The organism is Streptomyces mutomycini (genome assembly GCF_001700505.1).
GTDB classification, from domain to species: Bacteria; Actinomycetota; Actinomycetes; order Streptomycetales; family Streptomycetaceae; genus Streptomyces; species Streptomyces mutomycini.
On record NZ_MAPV01000023.1, the window covers coordinates 88,673 to 111,677 of the forward strand.

Consider the following 23,005-nt stretch of genomic DNA (forward strand, 5'->3'; position numbering starts at 1 on the left):
CGCCCATCTCGGTTCCGACCAGAACGCCTGGATTTCCTGGGCGCTCGGCGGCTCCGGGAGCCTTGCCGACGTCACCGGTTTCGCCATCCGTCGCTGGAACCCGCAGACCGTGGCACTGGTGGGACCCTGCCGCCCCGCCCGCGAGCACGGTCTACTACCGCGTCTCGGTGCTCTACGCGGACGCCACCGAGTCGGGTGCGAGCGAGACCGCCGTCGTGACCCGCTGAGCACGCCGGTGCAGCGCTTACCGGAGGTGAGCGCTGCACCGGCGTAAGCTGGCCCGCATGAGTGAGACGGCTACGGAATCCGTACGGGACGGCGACGACCGGGCCTTCGACGTCTTCTCACGGCAGTGCCCCTCGCGCGGGACGCTGGAGCACGTCACGGGCCGCTGGGGCAGCCTGACCCTGGGCGCGCTGTACGAGAGCGGCGCCCGCTTCAACGAGCTGCGCCGCCGGGTCGACGGTGTCAGCGAGAAGATGCTCTCCCAGACGCTGCACGCGCTGGAACGGGACGGGCTGGTCCACCGCGACGCCCGGCTGACGAATCCGCCGCGTGTCGACTACGACCTGACGGCACTCGGCCGTGAGGTCGCGGGGCGGCTGATGGACCTCATCCAGCTCGTCGAGGGCCGGATGCCCGAGGTCGTGGACGCCCGGAGCCGGTACGACGCCGCCCGCGAAGCCTGATCCGGGATCGTCAGGAGATCCGCGGCGGACGCTGGCAGCGCGGGCAGAAGTAGCTGGAGCGGTTCATCCACGGCCGCCTGCGCATCGGAGTACCGCAGCGGCGGCAGGGCTCGTCCTCGCGTCCGTACGCGTCCAGCGACCGGTCGAAGTAGCCGGACTCGCCGTTCACATTGACGTACAGGCTGTCGAAGCTGGTGCCGCCCTGGTCGAGGGCCTCCCGCATCACGTCCCGGACATGGCCGAGCAGCTCCGCCGTCCTCGGACGGGTCAGGGTCGCGGTGGGCCGCTCGTAGTGCAGCCGGCTGCGCCAGAGCGCCTCGTCGGCGTAGATGTTGCCGACGCCGCTGATCAGGGACTGGTCGAGCAGGGCGCGCTTGACCGTCGTACGGCGCAGGCGCAGGGCCAGGTGGAAGGCGGTGTCGTCGAAGGCCGGGTCGAGGGGATCGCGCGCGATGTGCGCGATGACGTCGGGCAGGCCGTCGGGTGTGTTGTCGTGCAGTGAGAGCCCGCCGAAGGTGCGCTGGTCGACGAAGCGCAGCTCGGTGCCGAGCGCGTCGTCGAAGCGGATCCTGATCCGCAGGTGCTTCTCGTCGGCGGCCTCCTCGGGCTGGACGAGCAGCTGGCCGCTCATGCCGAGGTGGCCCAGGAGCGAGGACGCCGCATCGTCGAGGGGAACCCAGAGGTACTTGCCGCGGCGCATCGCCGTGCCGAAGCGCAGGCCCCGGAGCCGGGCCGCGAAGTCCGCGCCGCCCGCGAGGTGCCGGCGTACCGCACGCGGATGCAGGACCTCGACGGCCTCCACGATCCGCCCGGCGGTCCAGCGCTCCAGACCCCGTCGCACGACTTCGACCTCGGGCAGTTCGGGCACGGCGGGCACTCCTTCGGGGGGAACGGGGCAGCGAAAACCCCCCGGTGCGCGGAGGCACCGAGGGGTTTCACGGATCATTCAGCCGGAGCGGCGTCCGAGTGCGGCGACGGGTCGGCAGGGGTGTCGGCGGCCCCTCCGTCGGCGGCGGCCTCGGCCACCGCCTCCCGTGCTTCCGCGGCGGCGCTGATCTCGCGCCAGGCGGACTCCGCCGCCTGCTGCTCCGCTTCCTTCTTGCTACGGCCGGTGCCGGTGCCGTACGAGACACCACCGACGCGAGCGGCAGCAGTGAAGGTCTTCTCGTGATCGGGGCCGGTCTCCGTGACGAGGTACTCGGGGACTCCGAGGCTCTCGCTCGCGGTGAGCTCCTGGAGACTGGTCTTCCAGTCCAGGCCGGCTCCGAGGTTGGAGGACCTGTCGATCAGCGGGTCGAAGAGCCGGTGGACCAGCTCCGAGGCCGCGCTGAGGCCCTGGTCGAGATAGACGGCGCCGAGCACCGCTTCAAGGGTGTCGGCGAGGATGGAAGCCTTGTCCCGGCCCCCCGTGCCCTCTTCACCGCGGCCGAGCCGGATGAAGGAGCCGAGTTCGAGGCCGCGGCCCACTTCCGCAAGTGCACGCGAGTTGACCACCGCGGCCCGCAACTTGGCCAGCTGGCCTTCGGGCAGGTCGGGGTGGGTGCGGTACAGCGTGTCCGTGACCACCAGGCCGAGCACCGAATCCCCGAGGAATTCGAGCCGCTCGTTGGTGGGCAGACCGCCGTTCTCGTATGCGTACGAACGGTGGGTCAGCGCACGCACCAGAAGGGCGGACTCGAGGTGGTACCCGAGCCGCCCTTCCAGAAGCGTGTGGGACGAGGCTGTGTTGATGTTGTCTGCCTGCTTCTTGGCGCTGGACAACTCAGACATCGGGCCTCTCACCAGCCGCTCAGACCTCGAGGACCTGGCGCTTGTTGTAGGTGCCGCAGCTCGGGCACGCAATGTGCTGGAGCTTCGGCTCCTGGCAACGCTCGCACGAAACCAGGGTGGGGACCGCAGCCTTCCACTGCGACCGGCGGTGGCGCGTGTTGCTGCGCGACATCTTCCGCTTCGGAACAGCCACGGCTACTTCTCCTGCTTCTCGTCGACGCCCGGTTCGGCGCCGCCCATGTTGTCCTTCTCGCCGTCCTGAACGGTCTCGGCGAGTCCTTGCAGTGCCGCCCAACGTATGTCGGCGACGTCGTGGTGGTGGTCCGGATTCTCGTCCAGCCTGATTCCGCATTCGGAACACAGGCCGGCACAGGTCTCCTTGCACACCGGCTGCAGCGGCAGTGCGAGCACCACCGCGTCACGCAGCACAGGCTCGAGGTCGAACGAGTCGTCCTCGAGAAAGAACCTGTCCTCGTCGTCCTCGGCGTCGTCGACCGGGTCCGCGGTCCTGCTGCGGTTCCGGTCATCGGCGTCAGGGTACGAGAACATCTCCTGGAAGTCCGCTTGGACCTCGAGGGTCAGCGGCTCCAGACACCTTACGCACTCCCCCTCGGCCGTCGCACGGGCGGTGCCTGTGACGAGCACCCCTTCCATGACCGATTCGAGGCGGAGGTCCAGCGCCAGGGGCGCGTTCTCCGGCACGCCGATGACCCCGTCGATGCCGAGGTCCTTCGGTGCTTCCGCCGTGCGGGTCAGCCGCTTCTGGGTACCCGGACGCCGGCCCAGCTCGCGCGTATCGAACACGAGAGGGCTGCGGTGGTCGAGGTGGCCGTTCAGGGCTTTTCCTGCTTTCGAAATCATGTGCGTGGTGCGGCTTCGGGAGGGCCACCCCTGTCCTGATGGAAAGAGGGCAGCCGGGATCGCGGACATACACGCGACCGAAGAGCCAGGATACTGGACGCACCGCCCAGCTCCCAATCCGGTACGGAACGCTCCGGTCAGCGGCCCTGTTCGTAGCGGCGCAGCTGCTCCAGGTCGATCATGCTGGTGTCGAACAGGCTGGTTTCGTCCAGTGCGCTCTCGCCCTGCTGCGCAGGGGCCTGGGCCTGCTGCGGCCAGCCGTACTCCTGCTGCCGGCCCTGCTGCTGGTTCGGGTCGTACGCCTGCTGCTGGTAGGCGGCGTACGGGTCGGGCTGCTGCTGGTAGGCGGCGTAGGAGCCGTCCTGGGGCTGCTGGTCCTGGTAGCCGTACGTCTGCGCGTACTGCGGCTCGGCCTGGGCCGGGAAGCCGGGCTGCGCGGGGTCCTCGTAGCCGGCCGTCTGCGCGTAGTCCGGCTGCGCGGGCTCGGCGTACGAGTGCTGCCGGGGTGCCTGCCGGGGCTCGGGGGTGGCGATCTCGGCCAGGCCGGCCCAGTGGTCCTCGTCGCTGGTGTGCTGCCCGCCGCCCGCGGCGTCCTGGGCCGCCATGTGCGCGCCGAGGTCGTCGGTGGCGACCCGGCCGTGCAGCTTCTGCCGGCCCCGGCCGACGGCCTCCAGGGTCTTGGCCAGCACCGCCTCGAAGGCGCCGAGCTTGGTGTCCACGTAGTCGTCGGCGCGCCGGCGGAGCGTCTCCGGGTCCGCGCTGCGCTCGGGCGCCTCGGCGAAGTCGGGGTCCTCGTAGCCCTGCTCGTCGACGCCCTGGCCGCGACCCAGGAGCTTCTCGCGGCCCCGGTCCACGGAGCCGATGGTCTTGGTGAGGACGACCTCGAAGTTGGCGAGCTTGCTGTCGACGTAGTCGTCGGCCTCGCCGCGGACCTCGTCGGCCTCCCTGCGTGCTTCGGACAGGATCCGGTCCGCCTCGGCCTGGGAGCGCTGGGCCACCTCGGTGCCGGAGATCAGCGAGCCGCGCTCCGCGCGTGCCGACTCGACGATCCGCTCGGCCTCCTGGCGGGCCTGCTCGACGAGCTGCTCACGGCCGCCGATGAGCTCCTCGGCGTGGGCGAGCGAGCCGGGCAGGGCCTCCCGCACCTCCTCGAGCATCGCGAGCAGTTCGGCCCGGTTGACCACGCAGGACGCCGACATGGGCATGGACCGGGCGTTCCCGACCGTTTCGACGATCTCGTCGAGCTTCTTCTGCACGTCCACCGTGTGCTCGCCACTCTCTGCTGCTGTTGGAGACGGACGGGACGACTGTAAGGCCAGTCGCCTCCCGTCCGACACCTGGTGACGGTCCGTCAGCGCATCACTTCTCACCGAGACGCTTCACGAGGGCTTCGTGGACCGTCGGCGGAAGCAGGTGCGCCACGTCACCGCCCCAGGTGGCGACCTCCTTGACCAGGGAGGACGACAGGAAGCTGTAGGTCGGATTCGTCGGCACGAAGAGCGTCTCGACCCCCGAGAGGCCGTTGTTCATCTGGGCCATCTGCAGCTCGTAGTCGAAGTCGCTGACGGCCCGCAGGCCCTTCACGATCGCCGGGATGTCGCGCTGCTTGCAGAAGTCGACGAGCAGGCCGTGGAAGGACTCGACCTCGACGTTGCCGAAGTCGGCGGTGACCTCGCGGATCATCGCGATCCGCTCGTCGACCGTGAACAGGCCCTTCTTGGACTGGTTGATCATCACGGCGACGTGCACGACGTCGTACAGCTTCGAAGCTCGTCCGATGATGTCGAGATGTCCGTTGGTGATGGGGTCGAACGACCCCGGACAGACGGCGCGGCGCAACGTGGTCCCCTCGCTCTCCGGTGCGGTCATCGTGCGTCTTCGCACGTAGAGGCGGCGCGACCGTACCAAAACGTGGCCTCGCCGTAGCGACGGGACCGCTGCGGCTCGAACCCTTCCGGCCAGTTGAATTCCCCGCCTCTGGTGCTCCGTTCCACCGTGACGAGAGCGTCGCCCTTGAGCCACCCCTGAGCACGGAGTGTGAGCAGGATCTCCCGAAGATCGTCGTCGGTGACGGCGTACGGAGGGTCGAGGAAAACCACGTCGTACGGGTCGGAGGGCGCCGGTCCCGTCACGATCTGTTCCGCTTTGCCCGCACGGAATTCGGCGCCGGGCAGACCGAGGGTGCGGATGTTGTCGCGCACGGTGCGCGCGGCCTTGGCATCGGCCTCCACGAGCAGCGCGTGGACCGCTCCCCGCGAGAGCGCCTCCAGGCCGACCGCGCCGGAACCCGCGTACAGATCGGCGACACGGATGCCGTCGAGCGTGCCCAGGAGCGCTTCCCAGGTGGAGAACATGCCCTCGCGCGCACGGTCGGATGTGGGGCGGGTGCCGGTGCCGGGCGGGACGGCCAGGCGCCGTCCGCCGGCCGAGCCGGCGATCACGCGGGTCATGGGTCTGTTCCTCGGGTCGCGGGCGGCACACCGGACGGGACGTGCGCCGTGCTCCCCACGATATGGCGTCGCCGCGGATCCGCCCGGTCACCCCTTGTCGAGGTACTCCTCCCGGTCCTTGTCGAGGAGGGCGTCCAGCGCGGTGCGCAGCTCCGGCAGCCGCTCGAGCCCGGGGTCGTCGGCGACGACGCGGACGGCCTCCTCGCGGGCCGCGGCGATGACCTCCTCGTCGTCGATGACGCTGAGCACGCGCAGGGAGGAGCGGACACCGGACTGCGCCTGGCCGAGGACATCGCCCTCGCGCCGCTGCTCGAGGTCGATGCGGGAGAGCTCGAAACCGTCGAGGGTGGCCGCCACCGCGGAGAGCCTGGCCCGGGCGGGACTCGCCTCGTGGGCCTCGCTCACCAGCAGGCAGAGGCCAGGGGCGCTGCCGCGGCCGACCCGGCCACGGAGCTGGTGCAGCTGCGACACCCCGAAGCGGTCGGCGTCCATGATCACCATCGCGGTGGCGTTGGGGACGTTCACCCCCACCTCGATGACGGTGGTGGCGACCAGGACGTCGGCCTGCCCGGCCGCGAACCGGCGCATGACGTCGTCCTTGTCGTCGGGCGCCATCCTGCCGTGGAGGACCTCTACGCGCAGACCTGCGAGCGGGCCCTTGGCGAGCTGGTCGGCGATGTCCAGCACGGCGAGCGGCGGCCGCTTCTCGGCGTCGTCCTCGGGGGCGGCCTGCTTGTTCCCCGACTTCCCCTTCTTCTCGCCCTCCTTGTCGGCGTCGTCACCGATGCGGGGGCACACGACGTATGCCTGGTGGCCGTTCTCCACCTCCTCGCGTACGCGTTCCCAGGCGCGGCTGAGGAAGTGGGGTTTGTCCTTGGCCGGGACGACATGGCTGGCGATCGGCGAGCGGCCGGCGGGGAGCTGGTCGAGTACGGAGGTCTCCAGGTCGCCGAAGACGGTCATGGCGACCGTACGGGGGATGGGCGTGGCCGTCATGACCAGCAGGTGCGGCGGCTGCTTCCCCTTGGAGCGCAGCGCGTCGCGCTGTTCCACGCCGAAGCGGTGCTGTTCGTCGACGACGACCAGACCGAGGTCGTGGAACTGGACCTTGTCCTCGATCAGCGCGTGGGTGCCGATGACGATCCCTGCCTCGCCCGTGACCAGGTCGAGCAGTGCCTGGCGGCGTGCCGGGACGCCCATCGACCCGGTGAGCAGCACCACTTTGGTGCCCAGGTCGGAACCGCCCAGCATCCCCCCTTCCGCGAGCTCGCCCATCATCTCGGTGACCGACCGGTGGTGCTGCTGCGCCAGCACCTCGGTGGGGGCGAGCATCGCCGCCTGGCCGCCCGCGTCGACGACCCGGAGCATGGCCCGCAGCGCGACGAGTGTCTTGCCGGACCCGACCTCGCCCTGGAGCAGCCGGTGCATGGGGTGTTCCGTCGCGAGGGCGCCGAAGATCTCCTCGGTGACCTTCTGCTGGCCGTCGGTGAGCGTGAAGGGGAGCGTGGCGTCGAAGGCGTCGAGCAGTCCGCCGGGGACGGGTCCTCTTGCGACCGCTGGGAGTTGGGTGTCGGCGTAGCGGCGGCGGGCGAGCGCGACCTGGAGGACGAAGGCCTCGTCCCAGCGCAGCCGGTCCCGGGCGGAGGCGATGTCGGCCTTGGTCTGCGGACGGTGGATCCGGAGCAGCGCCTCGGGCAGGGGGACGAAGCCACGCCCTTCGCGCAGCGCCGGGGGCAGCGGGTCCACCGCCTCCTGCGCGCTGGGCAGGACGGTGTCGACGGCCTTGGCGATCCGCCAGGAGTCGAGCTGCTTGCAGGCCGGGTAGATCGGCAGCAGCTGCCCGGCGAAGGCGTCGACGGCGTCGGTCGCCTCGCTCTCGTCCTGCGCGTCGAGGAGCTGGTACGTGGGATGGGCGAGCTGCATCTTCCGGTTGAACACGGAGGCCTTGCCCGCGAACATCGCGCGCCGGCCGGGCAGGAGCTCCTTGTGGGGCTTGTGGACCCCGTGTCCGAAGAAGACCAGCTGGAGCCTGCCGCTCCCGTCGGTGAGGGTGACCTCCAGCCGCTTGCCCCGGCCGTTGTTGAACATGATGATCCGCGCGTCGGCGACCTGCGCGACGACCGTGACGTGCTCGTCCAGCGGGAGTTCGGTGAGCGCCGTGAGACGGCCCCGCTCCTCGTAGCGCCGCGGGTAGTGGTGGAGCAGATCACCGACCGTGTGCAGGTCGAGGTGTTCGGCCATCACCTTCGCGGTGGCACCGCCGAGCAGCTTCTTGAGGGGTTCATCGAAAGCGGACACGCGGTCCATTGCACACCACGCCACTGACAGATGCCGCAGGCGCAGCGCGGCGACGTGTCACTCGACGCCGATCAGCAGGGGCGCCGCCTGGTGACCGCCCCGGTAGACGACCGTGTCGACGGCGAGGTAGCCCTCCCGGACGTAGGCGCTCAGCTCGTCGGCCAGGGCGTCGGGCACGTCCTCCCCCAGGATCAGGGTGACGAGTTCACCGCCCGCCGACAGCATGCGGTCCAGGACCGTGCGAGCCGTGCCGGGGACGTCCTCACCGATGACGGCGACGTCACCGTCGATCAGGCCGAGGATGTCGCCGGCCTGGCAGATGCCCGCCATCGTCCACGACTGCCGTTCGGCGACCGCCAGTTCGGCGTACCGGGTGGCGCCGGCCGCCGAAGTCATCGCGACTACGTCCTCGTCGAAGCTGCGGCCTGGTTCGTGGACGGCGAGCGCGGCGATGCCCTGCACCGCGGCGCGGGTGGGGACCAGGGCGACGCGGATGCCCTCGGTCCTGGCCTGTTCGGCGGCTGCGGCTGCGGTGTGGCGCAGTTGTGCGTCGTTGGGCAGCAGGACGACTTCGCGGGCATGGGCCCGGCGGATGGCGTCGACCAGTTCGCCGCTGGCGGGCGGCTCGCCGGGGCGGGCCAGCACGGTCGTGGCCCCCGCCTCGGTGCAGAGGCCGGAGAGCCCGTCACCGGGGACGACCACGACGACCGCGCGCTGGGCGGGTTCCCGGTGGACCGAGCCCCGGTCGGCCGCGAAGTGGGTGATCCGGATCCGGTAGGGGCGGCCTGCCTCGACCCCGGCCTCGACGGCCGCACCCGCGTCGTCGACGTGGACGTGGACGTTCCACAGGCCGTCGCCGCCGACCACGACGAGTGAGTCCCCCAGGGCGTCCAGCCGGTTCCGCAGCCGGGCGACCGCCTCGTCGGGGGCCTCCAGCAGATAGATGACCTCGAAGGCCGGGCCGCCTTCCGGGTCCCCTTCCGCGCAGTCCCCGGTGAGCGGCAGGACGTCGGGGGCGGGCCTGACAGCACGCTCCTGCGTCCGCCCGCCGACCGCTTCCAGCAGCGCACCGAGCACGGTCACCAGGCCCTGCCCGCCGGCGTCCACGACGCCGGCCCTGCCGAGGACGGCGAGCTGGCCGGGGGTGGCGGCCAGTGCGGCGCGCGCCCCTTCGTACGCCGCCTCGACCACGTCCGTGAGGCGGGCGCCGACGTCCGCGGCCCCGGCCGCCTCGGCGGCGGCGGTGGCGACGGTGAGCACCGTGCCCTCGACGGGGTGGGCGACGGCCAGCCGTGCCGAGGCGGCCGCCTCCGTCAGGGCGGTCCGCAGGTGATTCGCGTCACCGGACTCGGACAGCACCGAGGCCATGCCGCGCAGCAGCTGGGCCAGGATGGTGCCGGAGTTGCCCCGGGCACCGATCAGCGCGCCGTGCGCCATGGCCCGCACGGCGTCGGCGGGATCGGGCGTGGTGGAGCCGGTCTCATGGGCGGCGAAGACCGCTTCCACGGCCGCGGCGGCCGATTCGACGGTGAGATACAGGTTGGTGCCCGTGTCCCCGTCGGCGACCGGGTAGACGTTGATGGCGTCGATGGCCGCCCGCTCCCGGCCGAGGGCCTCCAGGGCCAGTGAGCACCAGGTGCGCACCGCGACGGCGTCGAGATCGTCGGGGGGCTGCGGCACCGGTGGTCCTCCTTGGGGACGGCCGTGGGGGGGCTGGCTGCACCGCAGGGTAGCCCTCGTGCGCGGGCCCGGCGGGCGGAGGTGCGGGACGGAGTGCCCGGGGCGCCGTGGTAGTTTCGTATCTCCGAAGCAGGCGTTGTATGCTGCTTCGGTTGCCCGACGAGAGTCGGGACATTCCTCCGGTACCGCCACTTCAGTAAAATGATTCCGGCGCGCCGGAATTCACTGTAAGTGCATCTGAAGTTTTGGAGTGACCCGTGGCTGCCAACTGCGACGTTTGCGGCAAGGGGCCGAGCTTCGGCAACAGCATTTCGCACTCGCACCGCCGTACGTCCCGTCGCTGGAATCCCAACATCCAGCGCGTGCGTGCCGTGGTCGGTCGGACGCCGAAGCGGCTCAACGTCTGCACCTCGTGCATCAAGGCCGGCAAGGTCGCGCGCTGACGTCCCCGTCGTAGCGCAGCCTTCCGGTTGCCCAAAAAGCCGGTCCACCTCGGTGGACCGGCTTTTTGCTGTGCTTCAGCGGGCTTCAACGGGCAGCGCGTGCGAGCCAGCCGTGGTCGACGGGGCCGATGCCGCCTCCCAGTGCGAAGCCGGCCCGGATCGCGCCGGTGACGTACTCCTTCGCGCCCCGCACGGCGGCAGGGACGTCCTGGCCGCGTGCGAGTCCGCACGCGATGGCGGAGGCCAGGGTGCAGCCCGTGCCGTGGGTGTGCCGGTTGTCGTGCCTCGGTGCGCGCAGCCAGTGCTCCTCGCGGCCGTCCGTCAGCAGGTCCACGGCGTCGCCGGGCAGATGACCGCCCTTGATCACCACCCAGCGCGGTCCGTGGCCGAGGATCTCGGCGGCGGCCCGGCGCATGCCCTCCTCATCGATGACGGTGACCCCGGTGAGCTGCGTCACCTCGTCGAGGTTCGGGGTGGCGACCGTGGCGACGGGCAGCAGCTTCGTGCGTACGGAGTCGAGGGCTTCGGCGGCCAGCAGCGCGTCCCCGTGCTTGGAGACCCCTACGGGGTCGACGACGACGGGTACGCCGGTCTCCGCGAGGAGTTCCGCGACGGTGTCGACGAGCACCGCCGAGGACAGCATGCCGGTCTTCACCGCCTGGACGCCGATGTCGTCGACGACGCTGCGGTACTGGGCGCGCACGGCGTCCACCGGCAGCTCCCAGGCGCCCTGGACACCCAGCGAGTTCTGGGCCGTCACCGCGGTCAGCACGCTCATCCCGTGAACGCCGAGGGCCAGCATCGTCTTCAGGTCGGCCTGGACGCCCGCACCGCCGCCCGAGTCGGATCCGGCGACGGTGAGGACACGGGGCGGTACCGGGGCAGGTGCGGTCATGCCCCGGAATCTACTAGGGCGTGCTTGGGAAGTAGCGCCGTCCGCCCGGAGGGCGGGCCTGGCGGCGTCTGGTGCGTGCGATCGCAAGGCGCGGAAATGGTCTTGTAGCGGAGCTACCAGGGCATTTCTGCAACGCCGCGAGCGTGCGTGCCAGACGCCGCCAGGCAGGCGGGACTTCCCAAGCACGCCCTAAGCGTCCTCGATGGATCCGAAATGGTCCCAGCCGCCCTTGCTCGTCCACGGCGCCCCGTCGACGGTGACCTGGGGCAGCGCGGACGGGTTGAGGACCTCGCCGATGACCTTCCAGCGGGCGGGGAGTTTCACGTCGGACGGGAACGTCGCCACGATCGCGTGGTCCTCTCCCCCGGTGAGCACCCACTGCAGCGGGTCGACCCCGACGGCCTGGCCGATGTCGGACATCTGCGAGGGAATGTCGATGAGCCCGGACCGCAGGTCGATACGGACCTTGCTGGCCTCGGCGATGTGCCCGAGGTCGGCCACGAGCCCGTCGCTGACGTCGGTCATTGCCGTGGCGCCGAGGCCGGCCGCCGCGGGGCCCGCGTGGTACGGCGGTTCGGGGCGCCGGTGGGCCTCGACGAAGGCACGTGGCGAGCGGAACCCCCGGGAGAGCACGGCGAATCCGGCCGCGGACCAGCCGAGCCAGCCGGTGACGGCCACGATGTCGCCGGGCCGCGCGCCGCCACGGGTGACGGGTTCGTGGTTGCGCAGGTCACCGAGCGCGGTGATCGCGACGGTGATGGTGTCGCCGCCGACGACGTCACCGCCGACCACCGCCGCGCCGGCCACCTGGCATTCGTCGCGCAGCCCGTCCATCAGCTCGGCGGCCCAGGTGACCGGGAGGTCCGCCGGTACGACGAGGCCGAGCAGCAGTGCGGTGGGCACGGCGCCCATGGCCGCGATGTCGGCGAGGTTCTGTGCGGCGGCCTTGCGGCCGACGTCGTACGCCGTCGACCAGTCGCGGCGGAAGTGCCGCCCTTCCAGCAGGATGTCCGTACTGGCCACGACCCTGCGGTCGGGAGCGGCGACGACCGCGGCGTCGTCGCCGGGCCCCAGCCGCACCGCCGGAGTGGTGGTGAGCCGGGACGTGAGCTCTCTGATGAGCCCGAACTCCCCCAACTCGCCCACGGTTCCCTTCACCGAGTCTCACCTCTCATCTATCGCACCGGACACCCGTCCGGGCTGCTTCAGCGGCCGGAGGTCCGGACCGTGGGCGGACGGCCCACGGGAGCCGGTGGCCCCGGGACGTGCAGGCATCACTGTCCCCCCTTCCGCACCGGTGGGCTTGCGGTCGCGAGCCCGAACTGCTGTCGGTACCGTCAAGGGATACGTCAACTTGCGTGGTGCGTACGCCACGCTGAGGGCGTCAACAGGCCCGTAGGTCTCCCCGCGGCCCGCGGCGACGCGATAACGTGGCGTCTCTTTCCCCCACATGATCCTCGTGGCCGCCCTGGAGGTTCCGTGGTACAGGCGTACATCCTTATCCAGACCGAGGTGGGCAAGGCGTCGATCGTCGCCGAGACCATCGCCAGGCTTCCGGGAGTGATCCAGGCAGAGGACGTCACAGGCCCCTACGACGTGGTGGTGCGCGCGCAGGCCGACACGGTCGACGCACTCGGCCGCATGGTGGTCGCCAAGGTCCAGCAGGTGGACGGCATCACGCGTACGCTGACCTGCCCGGTCGTCCACCTCTGACCCCTGTCTACGCTGGTCCGGTGACTCACTCCCGCCGCCGGTCCCCCCGATACCGTGCTCTCGCCCCGTCAGCCGCACTGCTGGTCCTGGCCGGGGCGGGCTGCTCCTCCGGCGGTGCCCAGCCCTCGGTGGCGGTGCCCACGCCGTCGTCGTCGGAGGCCGCCGGGTACTGCGGGAAGCTGCACGAGGAACTGCCGGAGACCGTCGCCGGTCTGGAACGCGGTGATCCCTCGCCGGATTCGGACCTGACCGCCGGCTGGGGGGACGGGGCGATCGTACTGCGCTGCGGCGTCCCGCGGCCCCCGAGGATGGATGATCCCCAGTCCAGGGCCGTCGACGCCGACGGCGTCAACTGGCTGCTGGAGCAGCGCGATGACGCCGGGCCGCGCTTCACGACCACCTACCGCAAGGCGTACGTCGAGGTGACGCTCGGGGTCGAGTACGCCCATGACATCACCCCGTTGTCCGCGTTCGCCGTGCCCGTGAGGAAGACGGTCCCCGACAGCCTCTGAGGGCCGCCTCGCGCGAGGCGGCCCTCAGGGAGGTCAGCGCAGACCGGTGGAGCGGTTCAGCGCGGCCGTGATCAGCCGGTCGACCAGCTCCGGGTACTCGACGCCGCTCGCCTGCCACATGCGGGGGAACATCGAGATCGGGGTGAAGCCCGGCATGGTGTTGATCTCGTTGATGACGAACGTTCCGTCGTCGGTGAGGAAGAAGTCGGCGCGCACCAGGCCTTCGCAGGAGGCGGCCTCGAAGGCCGCCACGGCGAGCCGCCGCACCTCGGCCGTCTGCTCGTCGGTGAGCGGTGCGGGAACCAGCCCGGCCGCCGAGTCGATGTACTTGGCCTCGAAGTCGTAGAAGTCGTGCGCGGTGACGGGCGGGATCTCCGCGGGCACACTGGCGCGCGGTCCGTCCTCGAACTCCAGCACGCCGCACTCGATCTCCCGGCCTCGCAGCAGGGACTCCACGAGGAACTTGGGGTCGTGCCGACGGGCCTCCTCGATCGCCTCGTCGAGCCCGGCCGCGTCGTCGACCTTGGTGATGCCCATGGAGGAGCCGCCGCGGGCGGGCTTGACGAAGAGGGGCCAGCCGTTCTCGGCCGCGAACTCCATGATGCGCTTGCGGGCGGCGGGGCGGTCGGACTCCCACTCCCGGGGGCGGACGACCTCGTACGGGCCGACCGGCAGCCCGAAGGAGGTGAACACCCGCTTCATGTACTCCTTGTCCTGCCCGACGGCTGAGGACAGGACACCGGCGCCGACATAGGGCACGCCTGAGAGCTCCAGGAGCCCCTGGAGCGTGCCGTCCTCGCCGTAGGGGCCGTGCAGCATGGGGAAGACGACGTCGACCTCGCCCAGGACCGTGGGCACCGAACCGGGTTCACCGACGACGACGTCGCGGTTGCCGGGGTCGACGGACAGCGTGACGACGCCCTGCCCGGACTCGGCCAGCTGGTCCACGTCGGGCACCTGCCGGTCCGCGATGGCCATGCGGGCCGGATCGTCGGACGTGAGGGCCCAGCGGCCGTCCCTGGTGATGCCGATCGGCAGGACGTCGTACTTCGTCCGGTCGATGGCGCTCATGATGGCGCCGGCCGTGACGACCGAGATGCCGTGTTCGGAGCTCCGGCCGCCGAACACGACGGCCACGCGCGGCTTGCGGCCCTGCTCGGACCGCAGGGGGCTCTCAGTGCTCTGGGGGAGGTTCTGGCTGCTCATATCGGGTTGAGCGTACCTGCTGGTAGGGCTCGAGTCAGCGTCGCTCGGGCTTGGCGCTGCGCGACATCAGCTCCTTGAGCGCGACCACCGGCGGCTTGCCCTCGTGGACGATGCCGACGACGGTTTCGGTGATCGGCATGTCGACACCGTGCCTGCGCGCCAGATCGAGTACGGATTCGCAGGACTTGACGCCCTCGGCGGTCTGCCGCGTGACGGCGACGGTCTCCTGGAGCGTCATCCCGCGCCCGAGGTTGGTACCGAAGGTGTGGTTGCGCGACAGCGGCGAGGAGCACGTCGCCACCAGGTCGCCGAGGCCCGCCAGTCCGGAGAAGGTGAGCGGGTCGGCGCCCATGGCCAGTCCCAGCCGGGTCGTCTCGGCGAGGCCGCGGGTGATGAGTGAGCCCTTGGCGTTGTCACCGAGGCCCATGCCGTCGGCGATGCCCACGGCCAGGCCGATGACGTTCTTCACCGCGCCGCCGAGCTCGCAGCCGACCACGTCGGTGTTGGTGTACGGGCGGAAGTACGGGGTGTGGCAGGCGGCCTGGAGGCGCTGGGCGACGCCCTCGTCCGAGCAGGCGACGACGGCCGCCGCGGGGCGGCGCTCGGCGATCTCCTTGGCGAGGTTGGGGCCGGTGACGACGGCGATCCGGTCCGGGGTGACCTCGGTGACGTCCTCGATGACCTCGCTCATCCGCTTCGCGGTGCCGAGTTCGACGCCCTTCATCAGGGAGACGAGCACCGTGCCGGGCTCCAGATGCCGCGCCCAGTCGGCGAGGTTGGCGCGCAGGGTCTGCGAAGGCACGACGAGAACGGCGAAGTCGGCGCCGCGCAGCGCCTCGGCGGGATCGGTCGTGGCCCGGACCGAGGCCGGCAGTTCGACGCCAGGGAGGTAGTCGGGGTTGGTACGGGTCGTGTTGACGGCCTCGGCCACCTCGGCGCGCCGGCCCCAGAGGGTGACCTCGCAGCCGGCGTCGGCGAGGACCATGGCGAAGGCCGTACCCCATGAGCCGGTTCCGAAGACGGCCGCCTTTGCGGGGTGCGTCACGTCGATCCCTTTCCCTCTGCCTTGCGCCGCTGTTCAGCGCGGGCCTTACGGTGATCGTAGAGCTCGGCGGGCGCCTTCTCGCCGCGTACCTCTTCGAGCTGGCCGGTGATGGCGGCCATGATGGTCTCGGTCGCCTCGCGCAGGACCTCGGGCGTCGGCTCGAGGCCGTAGTAGCGGGAGAGGTCGACCGGCGGACCCGCCTGGACGCGCAGCGTCTTGCGGGGGAACAGCCGGAGCTTGTTCTCCCTGGCGTAGGGCGGCATCGCGAGGTTGGCGCCCCACTGGGCGACGGGGATGACCGGGGCCTCGGTCATCAACGCGACCCGGGCGGCACCGGTCTTGCCGGCCATCGGCCACATGTCGGGGTCGCGGGTGAGCGTGCCTTCCGGGTAGAAGGCGACGCATTCGCCCCGCTCGATGGCGTCGACGGCGGCGCGGAAGGCGTCGAGCGCGTTGGTCGTCTCCCGGTAGACGGGGATCTGCCCGGTGCCGCGCAGGATCATTCCGACGAAGGGCGTCCGGAACAGCCCGGCTTTGGCGAGCAGCCGCGGCACGCGTCCGGTGTTGTACTGGAAATGCCCGTACGACAGCGGGTCCAGATACGAGTTGTGATTGACCGCGGTGATGAATCCGCCGTCGGCCGGAATGTGTTCCATTCCCCGCCAGTCCCGCTTGAACAGAACCACCAGGGGCGGTTTCGCGATGGCCGCCGCCAGGCGGTACCAGAAGCCGATTCTGCGGCGGGACACTCGGACGCCTTCCTTTAGGAACTGAGCTGCTGCGCGGCTCGCGGCGGTACGTGCCCCACCCCGGGCCCCTGCTGTGTGGAGAACACCGTACGCCTCACCCCTGGGGGCGGACCTCCGGGTTGTCGTGCGGGCAGGCGAGAATATGGGCTGACGCGTACGGAGGGGGAGATCGCCACGAACACCGACCCGACCGGTCCCTGGTCCCTGGTCGTCCCGTTGAAACCGCTCGCAGGGGCCAAGAGCAGGCTCGGCCCCGCGGTGGGCGGGGATCTGCGTCCGCGCCTGGCCCTGGCGTTCGCGCAGGACACCGTGTCGGCGGCGCTGGCCTGCCGGATGGTGAGGGATGTGGTGGTCGTCACGGACGACGCGGTGGCAGCGGCCGCGCTGGCCGCGCTCGGCGCGCGGGCGGTGGCCGACACCCCGGCCGCCGGGCTCAACGCGGCGCTGGAGCACGGTGCGCGGTCGGTGCGGGCGCGGCGCGGGGACGCAGCACTGGCCGTGCTCAACGCGGACCTGCCCGCACTGCGGCCGGATGAACTGGCGCGGGTGCTCGAATTCTCCGCGGAATTTCCACGCGCATTCGTCAGTGATGCTCAGGGAATCGGCACCACATTTCTTTCCGCGGCGCCCGGAGTGGAATTGCGGCCGTCCTTCGGCGGGACGTCGCGCGCGCGGCACCTGGCGTCGGGGGCGGTGGAGGTCGCGCTGCCCGGCCTCGGTTCGGTCCGCAGGGACGTGGACACCGGCGGCGATCTGGAAGCGGCGCTGGCGCTCGGGGTGGGGCGGTTCACAGCGGGGCTGACGGCCCCGGTCGCGCCCGCCGCCGACCGATAGGCTGCGGTTCATGCAGGCGACCTCGTTCACGTACGACTCCGAGACCCGCACCGGCAGCGTGCTTCTCGACGACGGCACCCCGGTGGACTTCGACGCGGCGGCGTTCGACGCGGGCGGGCTGCGGCTGCTGCGTCCGGGGCAGCGGGTGCGGATCGAGACCGAGGGCGAGGGTGCCTCGCTGCGGATCACCCTGGTGACGCTGCAGACGCTCTGAGCGGGGCCTGAACAGCCCGCGGGCCGGGCTCCCCGAGGGGAGCCCGGCCCGGCGCGTGTGAGAGCGAGCGGTGCCCGGTCTCACTTCTTGCGTGCGGTGACCTTCTTGGCTGTGGTCTTGCGTGCCGTGGTCTTCTTCGCGGGCGCCTTCTTCGCCGTGGCCTTCTTGGCGGGCGCCGTCTTGGCGGCGACGGTCTTCTTCGTGGCCGTCGTCTTCTTGGCCGGCGTCGCCTTCTTCGCCGCCGCCGTGGTCTTCTTCGCCGCGGTGGTGGTCTTCTTGGCGGTGGTCTTCTTGGCCGGTGCCGTCTTCTTCGCCGCCGCCGTGGTCTTCTTCGCCGCGGTGGCCTTCTTGGCGGTGGCCTTCTTCGCGGCCGCCTTCGCCGTCGTACGGGTGGAAGAACCGCCCGAGAGGCTGCCCTTGGGGGCCTTCTTCACGGCTACGTCGTTCTTGGGGAGCTTCTTGGAGCCGCTGACCAGGTCCTTGAAGCCCTGTCCCGCACGGAAGCGGGGCACTGAGGTCTTCTTGACCCGTACGCGCTCGCCCGTCTGCGGGTTGCGGGCGTACCGGGCGGGGCGGTCGACCTTCTCGAACGAGCCGAAGCCGGTGACCGAGACACGGTCTCCCGCGACGACCGCACGGACGATCGCGTCGAGCACCACGTCGACTGCGTCCGCGGCCTGCTGGCGGCCGCCGACCTTGTCGGCAATCGCTTCTACGAGCTGTGCCTTGTTCACGTCTTCCCCTTCGGAGACATTGCCGGAACGAAACTGTTCAGGCTTTTTCGCACGTTAGGCAGATATATACCGCAAATCAAACACGAAACGGGCTAATCACCCTAGTGCCGCAACGAAGTCGACCGCTGCGCTGTCCGCAGAGTCAGTCACCTTCGGGGAATCGGCCCTCATCGAGGTCCTTCATCAACCGGTCCAGACGCCTTGCCGCGCCTGGGAGATCGTGCTTAGCCGCGGCCGTGACGACCAGCAGCTTCCGGGACAGCGCCATCCGTACGCCCTCCGGGACTTGCAGTGCACGCACCTTTGCGTGCGCTTCCTTCAATCGGTCGGCGACTTGGCCATAGAGCTCGAGTTGGCTGTCGCGTTCCATGCACCGATTGTGCCATCTGGGGCGAGTTGTCGCCCGAGGGGGTCTCAACAAGCGACTGCGCCCCCTGCCTTCCGGCAGAGGGCGCAGTTCGGGAAAAGCGCTGCTCAGGCGTCAATCGTACGCGGCTTGTGGGACGGCCTCGCCGCCTCATAAGTCGCAATGTCCGCTTCGTTCTGAAGAGTGAGGCTGATGTCGTCGAGCCCGTTCAGCAGTCGCCAGCGGGCGTTCTCGTCGAGCTCGAAGTCGGCTGTGATGCCGTCGCTGAGGACCTGTCGCTTCTCCAGGTCGACGGTGACCTCGGCCGTCGGGTCGGCCTCGGTCAGCTCCCACAGCCTGTCGACGACCTGCTGGTCCAGGACGACGGTCAGCAGACCGTTCTTCAGCGAGTTGCCACGGAAGATGTCGGCGAAACGGGAGGAGATGACGGTCTTGAAGCCGAAGTTCTGCAGGGCCCAGACCGCGTGCTCACGCGAGGAGCCCGTACCGAAGTCGGGGCCGGCGACCAGCACCGAGGCGCCCTTGCGCTCGGGGCGGTTGAGGACGAAGTCCCCGTCCTTGCGCCAGGCCTCGAAGAGCCCGTCCTCGAAGCCGTCGCGGGTGACCTTCTTCAGCCAGTGCGCGGGGATGATCTGGTCGGTGTCGACATTGCTGCGGCGCAGCGGGACGGCCCGGCCGGTGTGTGCGGTGAATGCTTCCATGGCTCTCAGACTCCGGCGGGCGTACGGGCGTCGGACAGATCGGCGGGCGAGGCCAGATGGCCCAGCACTGCGGTGGCGGCGGCGACCTGCGGGGAGACCAGGTGGGTGCGGCCGCCCTTGCCCTGCCTGCCCTCGAAGTTCCGGTTCGAGGTGGAGGCCGAGCGCTCGCCGGGGGCCAGCTGGTCGGGGTTCATGCCGAGGCACATCGAGCAGCCCGCGTGCCGCCATTCGGCACCGGCGGCGGTGAAGACCTTGTCCAGGCCCTCCTCCACGGCCTGCAGGGCGACCCGGACGGACCCGGGAACGACCAGCATCCTTACGCCGTCGGCGACTTTACGGCCGCCCATGATGGAGGCCACGTTACGCAGGTCCTCGATGCGACCGTTGGTGCAGGAACCTACGAACACGGTGTCCACGTTGATCTCGCGCAGCGGCTGTCCGGCGGTCAACCCCATGTATTCCAGGGCCTTTTCGGCGGCGTGGCGCTCCGAGGCGTCCTCGTACGAAGCGGGGTCGGGGACGGCGGCCGACAGGGGTGCGCCCTGGCCGGGGTTGGTGCCCCAGGTGACGAACGGCGCGAGCGCCGTGCCGTCGATGACGACCTCGGCGTCGAAGACGGCGTCCTCGTCGGTGCGCAGCGTCCTCCAGTACTCCACCGCGGCGTCCCACTCCTCGCCCTCGGGAGCGTGGTCGCGGCCCCGCAGATAGGCGAAGGTGGTCTCGTCGGGGGCGATCATGCCCGCGCGGGCACCGGCCTCGATCGACATGTTGCAGATGGTCATCCGGGCCTCCATCGAGAGCTTCTCGATGGCGGAGCCGCGGTATTCGAGGATGTAGCCCTGGCCGCCGCCGGTACCGATCCTGGCGATGATGGCAAGGATGAGGTCCTTGGCGGTGACACTGTCGGGGAGTTCGCCCTCGACGGTGATCGCCATCGTCCTGGGGCGGGCCAGCGGCAGCGTCTGGGTGGCCAGGACGTGCTCGACCTGGCTCGTGCCGATGCCGAAGGCCAGTGCTCCGAAGGCGCCGTGGGTGGAGGTGTGCGAATCGCCGCAGACGACCGTGGTGCCGGGCTGGGTCAGGCCGAGCTGCGGGCCGACCACGTGCACGACGCCCTGTTCCACGTCACCCAGCGGGTGCAGCCGGACGCCGAACTCCGCGCAGTTCTTGCGCAGGGTCTCCAGCTGGGCGCGGGAGACGGGGTCGGCGATCGGCTTGTCGATGTCGAGGGTCGGGGTGTTGTGGTCCTCGGTGGCGATGGTGAGGTCGAGGCGCCGTACAGGCCGGCCTGCCTGGCGCAGACCGTCGAACGCCTGCGGGCTGGTCACCTCGTGCAGCAGGTGCAGATCGATGAAGAGGAGGTCGGGCTCGCCATCGGCGCGCCGGACGACGTGGTCGTCCCAGACCTTCTCCGCGAGTGTCCTACCCATCGCTTTCCCTCCGGCCGGCGTCTTCGCCGGCCCAACTAGAGATTCGGGTGCCGCCGTCCGGACCCCCGAGCGGGGCGGTGGCTGCGGGCCGTTGTACGGCCGCCTGTACAGGTTCGCAACTTCCGGGGAAAATTGAACTTGCGTTTCACAGAGTGAGACGCGAGTATCGTCGTATGGACAACTCTAGTGGCGTCGGCGTTCTCGACAAGGCAGCTCTGGTATTGAGCGCCCTGGAGTCCGGTCCGGCCACCCTCGCCGGGCTGGTCGCGGCGACAGGGCTCGCACGGCCCACGGCACACCGACTGGCCGTGGCACTCGAACACCACCGCATGGTGGCGAGGGACATGCAGGGCCGCTTCATTCTCGGCCCCCGGCTGTCGGAACTCGCGGCCGCGGCCGGCGAGGACCGCCTCCTGGCGACGGCCGGACCGGTGCTCACACATCTGCGTGACATCACCGGCGAGAGCGCCCAGCTCTACCGCCGGCAGGGCGACATGCGGATCTGCGTGGCGGCGGCGGAGCGGCTGTCCGGCCTGCGGGACACCGTGCCGGTCGGCTCCACGCTCACCATGAAGGCGGGCTCCTCCGCGCAGATCCTGATGGCGTGGGAGGAGCCGGAGCGCCTGCACCGGGGCCTGCAGGGCGCCCGGTTCACGGCGACGGCCCTCTCCGGCGTACGGCGCCGGGGCTGGGCCCAGTCGATCGGCGAGCGCGAGCCGGGCGTGGCCTCGGTCTCGGCCCCGGTCCGCGGGCCGTCGAACCGGGTGGTCGCCGCGGTGTCCGTCTCCGGCCCGATCGAGCGGCTCACCCGCCACCCCGGCCGGATGCACGCCCAGGCCATCATCGACTCGGCGGCGCGCCTGAGCGAGGCCCTGCGCCGCACGGGCTGACCCGGCCCGCTTCGCCCCCTCCGGCCGCCCCAGCGTCGTGGCGGCCCAAGTCGCCTGCCCCGCACCGGAGATGGGCATCATCTCCGTAGCCCGATTCCGGCGAAAGCCTGCGCCGCACACACACAGAAGGCCCTCCACCGAGGTGAAGGGCCTTTCCGTACTGCCGTGTTGTACCCCCGACCGGATTCGAACCGGCGCTACTGCCGTGAGAGGGCAGCGTGCTAGGCCGCTACACAACGGGGGCTTGTTACTTCGGTCTTGCGCTGGGCTACCAGGACTCGAACCTAGAATGACGGTACCAGAAACCGTAGTGTTGCCAATTACACCATAGCCCATGGTGTGACAAGTACCCCCGACCGGATTCGAACCGGCGCTACTGCCGTGAGAGGGCAGCGTGCTAGGCCGCTACACAACGGGGGCCCTAGCGATCCTGCATCAAGAACGTGGGTGCGACCCAGGTGTTCTCGCGGGAAGGATCTGTACCCCCGACCGGATTCGAACCGGCGCTACTGCCGTGAGAGGGCAGCGTGCTAGGCCGCTACACAACGGGGGCTTGTTACTTCGGTCTTGCGCTGGGCTACCAGGACTCGAACCTAGAATGACGGTACCAGAAACCGTAGTGTTGCCAATTACACCATAGCCCACTGAAACGCAACCCCTTGGGGTTCTGTTTCTGTCTGCGCTCCCCGCCCGGATCTTTCGTCCCGCTCGGGTGGCGCAGGAAGAACATTACCTGAAGGTGTCCGGCGCTCCAAAACGGGTATCGCCCGCCAGCAGGCCGGGAAGCTCGTCCAGACCGGTGATCCGCGTGAGTTCGGGACGCCCGCCCCGCCCCTCGCGGTCCAGCCAGATCCCGGTCAGCCCGGCGGCCACCGCACCGCCGGCGTCGATGTCGGGCTCGTTCCCGACGTACGCCACCTCCTGCGGTTCGAGAGCGAGCACCTCGCAGGCGGCGTGGAACGCCCCCGCGTCCGGCTTGGAGATTCCCAGCTCCACCGCGCACACCACCGCCTCGAAGCGGTCCCGGACCCCGAGGGCGCGCAGCTTGCGGTCCTGGTTGTGGATGCTCGAGTTGGACAGGACGGCGTGGCGGAAGCTTCCCGCCAACCGGTCCAGGACGGGCATGGTGTCCGGGAAGAGGGCCCACGCCGCCTCGTAGTGAGCCGCGTGCCGGCCGAACCAGTCATCGGCCTCGGCATCGCTCAGCACCCGCGCGAGAAAGGCACGTACGCGTTCCCGTCGCTGCCCCTGGAAGTCCAGCTCCCCTGCGGCGAAACGCGCCCACTGCACATCCGTGATGGCCTTCCACGCGTCGAGGGCAAGCTCCAGGGTGGCGTATCCCCCGGGAAAGCCCTCGTGCTCCAGGTGCTTGCGCATACCGGTGCGGTCCGCCCCGGAGTAGTCGAAGATCGTGTCGTCGATGTCCCAGAGAACCGCTCGGATCGGCATGCCGGCCAGATTACCGGCACGGCCACCGCATGCCGAGGGGGTGGCCACCCCGGCTCGGGCGGCCACCCCGTCGTG

Annotated in this window: 27 protein-coding genes and 5 tRNA genes; 8 read left to right on the forward strand and 24 right to left on the reverse strand. The window is 70.4% G+C overall.

Annotated elements, in window-relative coordinates; all coding sequences use genetic code 11:
* Positions 1-62 precede the first annotated feature (62 nt).
* Together BFF76_RS33475 and BFF76_RS03300 are read left to right on the forward strand one after the other, a co-directional pair.
* Positions 63-227, forward strand: a complete 165-nt coding sequence (locus BFF76_RS33475; protein WP_244167205.1) for a hypothetical protein — start codon at positions 63-65, stop codon at positions 225-227.
* Between the two features lie 57 nt (positions 228-284).
* Entirely contained in the window at positions 285-689 is a 405-nt protein-coding gene (locus tag BFF76_RS03300) for a winged helix-turn-helix transcriptional regulator (protein ID WP_065847117.1), read from the forward strand.
* A gap of 10 nt (positions 690-699) precedes the next feature.
* On the opposite strand, the gene mutM is transcribed toward BFF76_RS03300, so the two are convergent.
* The 9 genes from mutM to BFF76_RS03345 form a co-directional block, all read right to left on the reverse strand.
* Positions 700-1,557, reverse strand: a complete 858-nt coding sequence (gene mutM / locus BFF76_RS03305) for a bifunctional DNA-formamidopyrimidine glycosylase/DNA-(apurinic or apyrimidinic site) lyase (RefSeq protein WP_065847118.1) — start codon at positions 1,555-1,557, stop codon at positions 700-702.
* 74 nt (positions 1,558-1,631) lie between these two features.
* Positions 1,632-2,459, reverse strand: a complete 828-nt coding sequence (rnc, locus tag BFF76_RS03310) for a ribonuclease III (protein ID WP_031100603.1) — start codon at positions 2,457-2,459, stop codon at positions 1,632-1,634.
* A gap of 19 nt (positions 2,460-2,478) precedes the next feature.
* Entirely contained in the window at positions 2,479-2,652 is a 174-nt protein-coding gene (rpmF, locus tag BFF76_RS03315; protein ID WP_003965982.1) for a 50S ribosomal protein L32, read from the reverse strand.
* A gap of 2 nt (positions 2,653-2,654) precedes the next feature.
* Entirely contained in the window at positions 2,655-3,320 is a 666-nt protein-coding gene (locus BFF76_RS03320; protein WP_042837394.1) for a YceD family protein, read from the reverse strand.
* Between the two features lie 137 nt (positions 3,321-3,457).
* On the reverse strand, positions 3,458-4,582 hold the full coding sequence (locus BFF76_RS03325) for a cell division initiation protein (protein ID WP_053929015.1): 1,125 nt from the start codon (positions 4,580-4,582) through the stop codon (positions 3,458-3,460).
* A 97-nt stretch (positions 4,583-4,679) separates the two neighbouring features.
* Positions 4,680-5,159, reverse strand: a complete 480-nt coding sequence (gene coaD, locus BFF76_RS03330) for a pantetheine-phosphate adenylyltransferase (protein WP_199831488.1) — start codon at positions 5,157-5,159, stop codon at positions 4,680-4,682.
* A gap of 26 nt (positions 5,160-5,185) precedes the next feature.
* Positions 5,186-5,770: a 16S rRNA (guanine(966)-N(2))-methyltransferase RsmD gene (gene rsmD / locus BFF76_RS03335; RefSeq protein ID WP_031100612.1), complete on the reverse strand. Its 585-nt coding sequence runs from the start codon at positions 5,768-5,770 to the stop codon at positions 5,186-5,188.
* An 87-nt stretch (positions 5,771-5,857) separates the two neighbouring features.
* The gene (recG, locus tag BFF76_RS03340; protein ID WP_031100614.1) at positions 5,858-8,077 is read right to left on the reverse strand and encodes an ATP-dependent DNA helicase RecG; all 2,220 of its coding nucleotides are present in this window, start codon (positions 8,075-8,077) and stop codon (positions 5,858-5,860) included.
* A 48-nt stretch (positions 8,078-8,125) separates the two neighbouring features.
* Complete coding sequence (locus BFF76_RS03345) at positions 8,126-9,748, reverse strand: DAK2 domain-containing protein (protein WP_065847120.1); 1,623 nt, start codon at positions 9,746-9,748, stop codon at positions 8,126-8,128.
* A gap of 257 nt (positions 9,749-10,005) precedes the next feature.
* On the opposite strand from BFF76_RS03345, the gene rpmB reads away from it, so the two are divergent.
* The gene (rpmB, locus tag BFF76_RS03350) at positions 10,006-10,191 is read left to right on the forward strand and encodes a 50S ribosomal protein L28 (protein ID WP_003965989.1); all 186 of its coding nucleotides are present in this window, start codon (positions 10,006-10,008) and stop codon (positions 10,189-10,191) included.
* A gap of 85 nt (positions 10,192-10,276) precedes the next feature.
* On the opposite strand, the gene thiD is transcribed toward rpmB, so the two are convergent.
* Positions 10,277-11,086 carry a bifunctional hydroxymethylpyrimidine kinase/phosphomethylpyrimidine kinase gene (gene thiD / locus BFF76_RS03355; protein WP_031100617.1) on the reverse strand — a complete coding sequence of 270 codons (810 nt, stop codon included), beginning with the start codon at positions 11,084-11,086 and terminating at the stop codon, positions 10,277-10,279.
* A gap of 189 nt (positions 11,087-11,275) precedes the next feature.
* Positions 11,276-12,244, reverse strand: coding sequence for a thiamine-phosphate kinase (locus tag BFF76_RS03360; RefSeq protein ID WP_053929011.1), 969 nt, complete (start codon positions 12,242-12,244; stop codon positions 11,276-11,278).
* 321 nt (positions 12,245-12,565) lie between these two features.
* Here BFF76_RS03360 and BFF76_RS03365 point away from each other — a divergent pair, with 321 nt between their 5' ends.
* Together BFF76_RS03365 and BFF76_RS03370 are read left to right on the forward strand one after the other, a co-directional pair.
* Positions 12,566-12,799, forward strand: a complete 234-nt coding sequence (locus BFF76_RS03365) for an Lrp/AsnC ligand binding domain-containing protein (RefSeq protein ID WP_031100624.1) — start codon at positions 12,566-12,568, stop codon at positions 12,797-12,799.
* Positions 12,800-12,819: 20 nt separating this feature from the next.
* Positions 12,820-13,311 (forward strand): DUF3515 domain-containing protein, encoded by a 492-nt coding sequence (locus BFF76_RS03370; protein ID WP_031100626.1) that lies wholly within the window; start codon positions 12,820-12,822, stop codon positions 13,309-13,311.
* A 33-nt stretch (positions 13,312-13,344) separates the two neighbouring features.
* On the opposite strand, the gene BFF76_RS03375 is transcribed toward BFF76_RS03370, so the two are convergent.
* The 3 genes from BFF76_RS03375 to BFF76_RS03385 are packed head-to-tail and all read right to left on the reverse strand — an operon-like array spanning position 13,345 to position 16,311.
* Positions 13,345-14,517, reverse strand: a complete 1,173-nt coding sequence (locus BFF76_RS03375; RefSeq protein ID WP_065847122.1) for a D-alanine--D-alanine ligase family protein — start codon at positions 14,515-14,517, stop codon at positions 13,345-13,347.
* Positions 14,518-14,551: 34 nt separating this feature from the next.
* Positions 14,552-15,562 (reverse strand): NAD(P)H-dependent glycerol-3-phosphate dehydrogenase, encoded by a 1,011-nt coding sequence (locus BFF76_RS03380; protein WP_031100630.1) that lies wholly within the window; start codon positions 15,560-15,562, stop codon positions 14,552-14,554.
* Positions 15,559-16,311 (reverse strand): lysophospholipid acyltransferase family protein, encoded by a 753-nt coding sequence (locus BFF76_RS03385; RefSeq protein ID WP_031100631.1) that lies wholly within the window; start codon positions 16,309-16,311, stop codon positions 15,559-15,561. Before BFF76_RS03385 ends, BFF76_RS03380 begins: the two co-directional genes overlap by 4 nt.
* A gap of 147 nt (positions 16,312-16,458) precedes the next feature.
* Here BFF76_RS03385 and cofC point away from each other — a divergent pair, with 147 nt between their 5' ends.
* Positions 16,459-17,145 (forward strand): 2-phospho-L-lactate guanylyltransferase, encoded by a 687-nt coding sequence (gene cofC / locus BFF76_RS03390; RefSeq protein WP_065847132.1) that lies wholly within the window; start codon positions 16,459-16,461, stop codon positions 17,143-17,145.
* A 10-nt stretch (positions 17,146-17,155) separates the two neighbouring features.
* Positions 17,156-17,359, forward strand: coding sequence for a hypothetical protein (locus BFF76_RS03395; RefSeq protein ID WP_031100632.1), 204 nt, complete (start codon positions 17,156-17,158; stop codon positions 17,357-17,359).
* A gap of 80 nt (positions 17,360-17,439) precedes the next feature.
* Here the strand turns inward: BFF76_RS03395 and BFF76_RS03400 are convergent, their stop codons facing one another.
* The 4 genes from BFF76_RS03400 to leuC all read right to left on the reverse strand — a co-directional run bounded on the left by BFF76_RS03400 (position 17,440) and on the right by leuC (position 20,591).
* Positions 17,440-18,093, reverse strand: a complete 654-nt coding sequence (locus BFF76_RS03400; protein WP_031100633.1) for an HU family DNA-binding protein — start codon at positions 18,091-18,093, stop codon at positions 17,440-17,442.
* A 142-nt stretch (positions 18,094-18,235) separates the two neighbouring features.
* Positions 18,236-18,463 (reverse strand): SCO5555 family protein, encoded by a 228-nt coding sequence (locus BFF76_RS03405; protein ID WP_031100634.1) that lies wholly within the window; start codon positions 18,461-18,463, stop codon positions 18,236-18,238.
* A gap of 104 nt (positions 18,464-18,567) precedes the next feature.
* Positions 18,568-19,161, reverse strand: a complete 594-nt coding sequence (gene leuD, locus BFF76_RS03410) for a 3-isopropylmalate dehydratase small subunit (RefSeq protein ID WP_031100636.1) — start codon at positions 19,159-19,161, stop codon at positions 18,568-18,570.
* 5 nt (positions 19,162-19,166) lie between these two features.
* Entirely contained in the window at positions 19,167-20,591 is a 1,425-nt protein-coding gene (gene leuC, locus BFF76_RS03415; protein ID WP_065847124.1) for a 3-isopropylmalate dehydratase large subunit, read from the reverse strand.
* A 173-nt stretch (positions 20,592-20,764) separates the two neighbouring features.
* On the opposite strand from leuC, the gene ndgR reads away from it, so the two are divergent.
* The gene (gene ndgR, locus BFF76_RS03420) at positions 20,765-21,481 is read left to right on the forward strand and encodes an IclR family transcriptional regulator NdgR (protein WP_024490257.1); all 717 of its coding nucleotides are present in this window, start codon (positions 20,765-20,767) and stop codon (positions 21,479-21,481) included.
* 171 nt (positions 21,482-21,652) lie between these two features.
* On the opposite strand, the gene BFF76_RS03425 is transcribed toward ndgR, so the two are convergent.
* The 6 genes from BFF76_RS03425 to BFF76_RS03450 all read right to left on the reverse strand — a co-directional run bounded on the left by BFF76_RS03425 (position 21,653) and on the right by BFF76_RS03450 (position 22,930).
* Positions 21,653-21,725: transfer RNA gene (locus tag BFF76_RS03425), tRNA-Glu, on the reverse strand.
* A gap of 19 nt (positions 21,726-21,744) precedes the next feature.
* Positions 21,745-21,816 (reverse strand) — tRNA-Gln (locus BFF76_RS03430).
* Positions 21,817-21,828: 12 nt separating this feature from the next.
* Positions 21,829-21,901, reverse strand: a tRNA-Glu gene (locus tag BFF76_RS03435).
* 60 nt (positions 21,902-21,961) lie between these two features.
* A tRNA-Glu gene (locus BFF76_RS03440) sits at positions 21,962-22,034 on the reverse strand.
* Positions 22,035-22,053: 19 nt separating this feature from the next.
* Positions 22,054-22,125 (reverse strand) — tRNA-Gln (locus tag BFF76_RS03445).
* 85 nt (positions 22,126-22,210) lie between these two features.
* Positions 22,211-22,930 (reverse strand): HAD family hydrolase, encoded by a 720-nt coding sequence (locus tag BFF76_RS03450; protein WP_065847126.1) that lies wholly within the window; start codon positions 22,928-22,930, stop codon positions 22,211-22,213.
* Positions 22,931-23,005: the final 75 nt, after the last annotated feature.

Excerpts from the sequence above, each read along its gene's own strand:
- BFF76_RS03300 (WP_065847117.1), top strand. The coding sequence starts at position 285 with ATGAGTGAGACGGCTACGGAATCCGTACGGGACGGCGACGACCGGGCC.
- rnc (WP_031100603.1), bottom strand. The coding sequence starts at position 2,459 with ATGTCTGAGTTGTCCAGCGCCAAGAAGCAGGCAGACAACATCAACACA.
- BFF76_RS03320 (WP_042837394.1), bottom strand. The coding sequence starts at position 3,320 with ATGATTTCGAAAGCAGGAAAAGCCCTGAACGGCCACCTCGACCACCGC.
- rsmD (WP_031100612.1), bottom strand. The coding sequence starts at position 5,770 with ATGACCCGCGTGATCGCCGGCTCGGCCGGCGGACGGCGCCTGGCCGTC.
- recG (WP_031100614.1), bottom strand. The coding sequence starts at position 8,077 with ATGGACCGCGTGTCCGCTTTCGATGAACCCCTCAAGAAGCTGCTCGGC.
- thiD (WP_031100617.1), bottom strand. The coding sequence starts at position 11,086 with ATGACCGCACCTGCCCCGGTACCGCCCCGTGTCCTCACCGTCGCCGGA.
- BFF76_RS03375 (WP_065847122.1), bottom strand. The coding sequence starts at position 14,517 with ATGAGCAGCCAGAACCTCCCCCAGAGCACTGAGAGCCCCCTGCGGTCC.
- BFF76_RS03395 (WP_031100632.1), top strand. The coding sequence starts at position 17,156 with ATGCAGGCGACCTCGTTCACGTACGACTCCGAGACCCGCACCGGCAGC.
- BFF76_RS03405 (WP_031100634.1), bottom strand. The coding sequence starts at position 18,463 with ATGGAACGCGACAGCCAACTCGAGCTCTATGGCCAAGTCGCCGACCGA.
- leuD (WP_031100636.1), bottom strand. The coding sequence starts at position 19,161 with ATGGAAGCATTCACCGCACACACCGGCCGGGCCGTCCCGCTGCGCCGC.
- leuC (WP_065847124.1), bottom strand. The coding sequence starts at position 20,591 with ATGGGTAGGACACTCGCGGAGAAGGTCTGGGACGACCACGTCGTCCGG.
- ndgR (WP_024490257.1), top strand. The coding sequence starts at position 20,765 with ATGGACAACTCTAGTGGCGTCGGCGTTCTCGACAAGGCAGCTCTGGTA.
- BFF76_RS03450 (WP_065847126.1), bottom strand. The coding sequence starts at position 22,930 with ATGCCGATCCGAGCGGTTCTCTGGGACATCGACGACACGATCTTCGAC.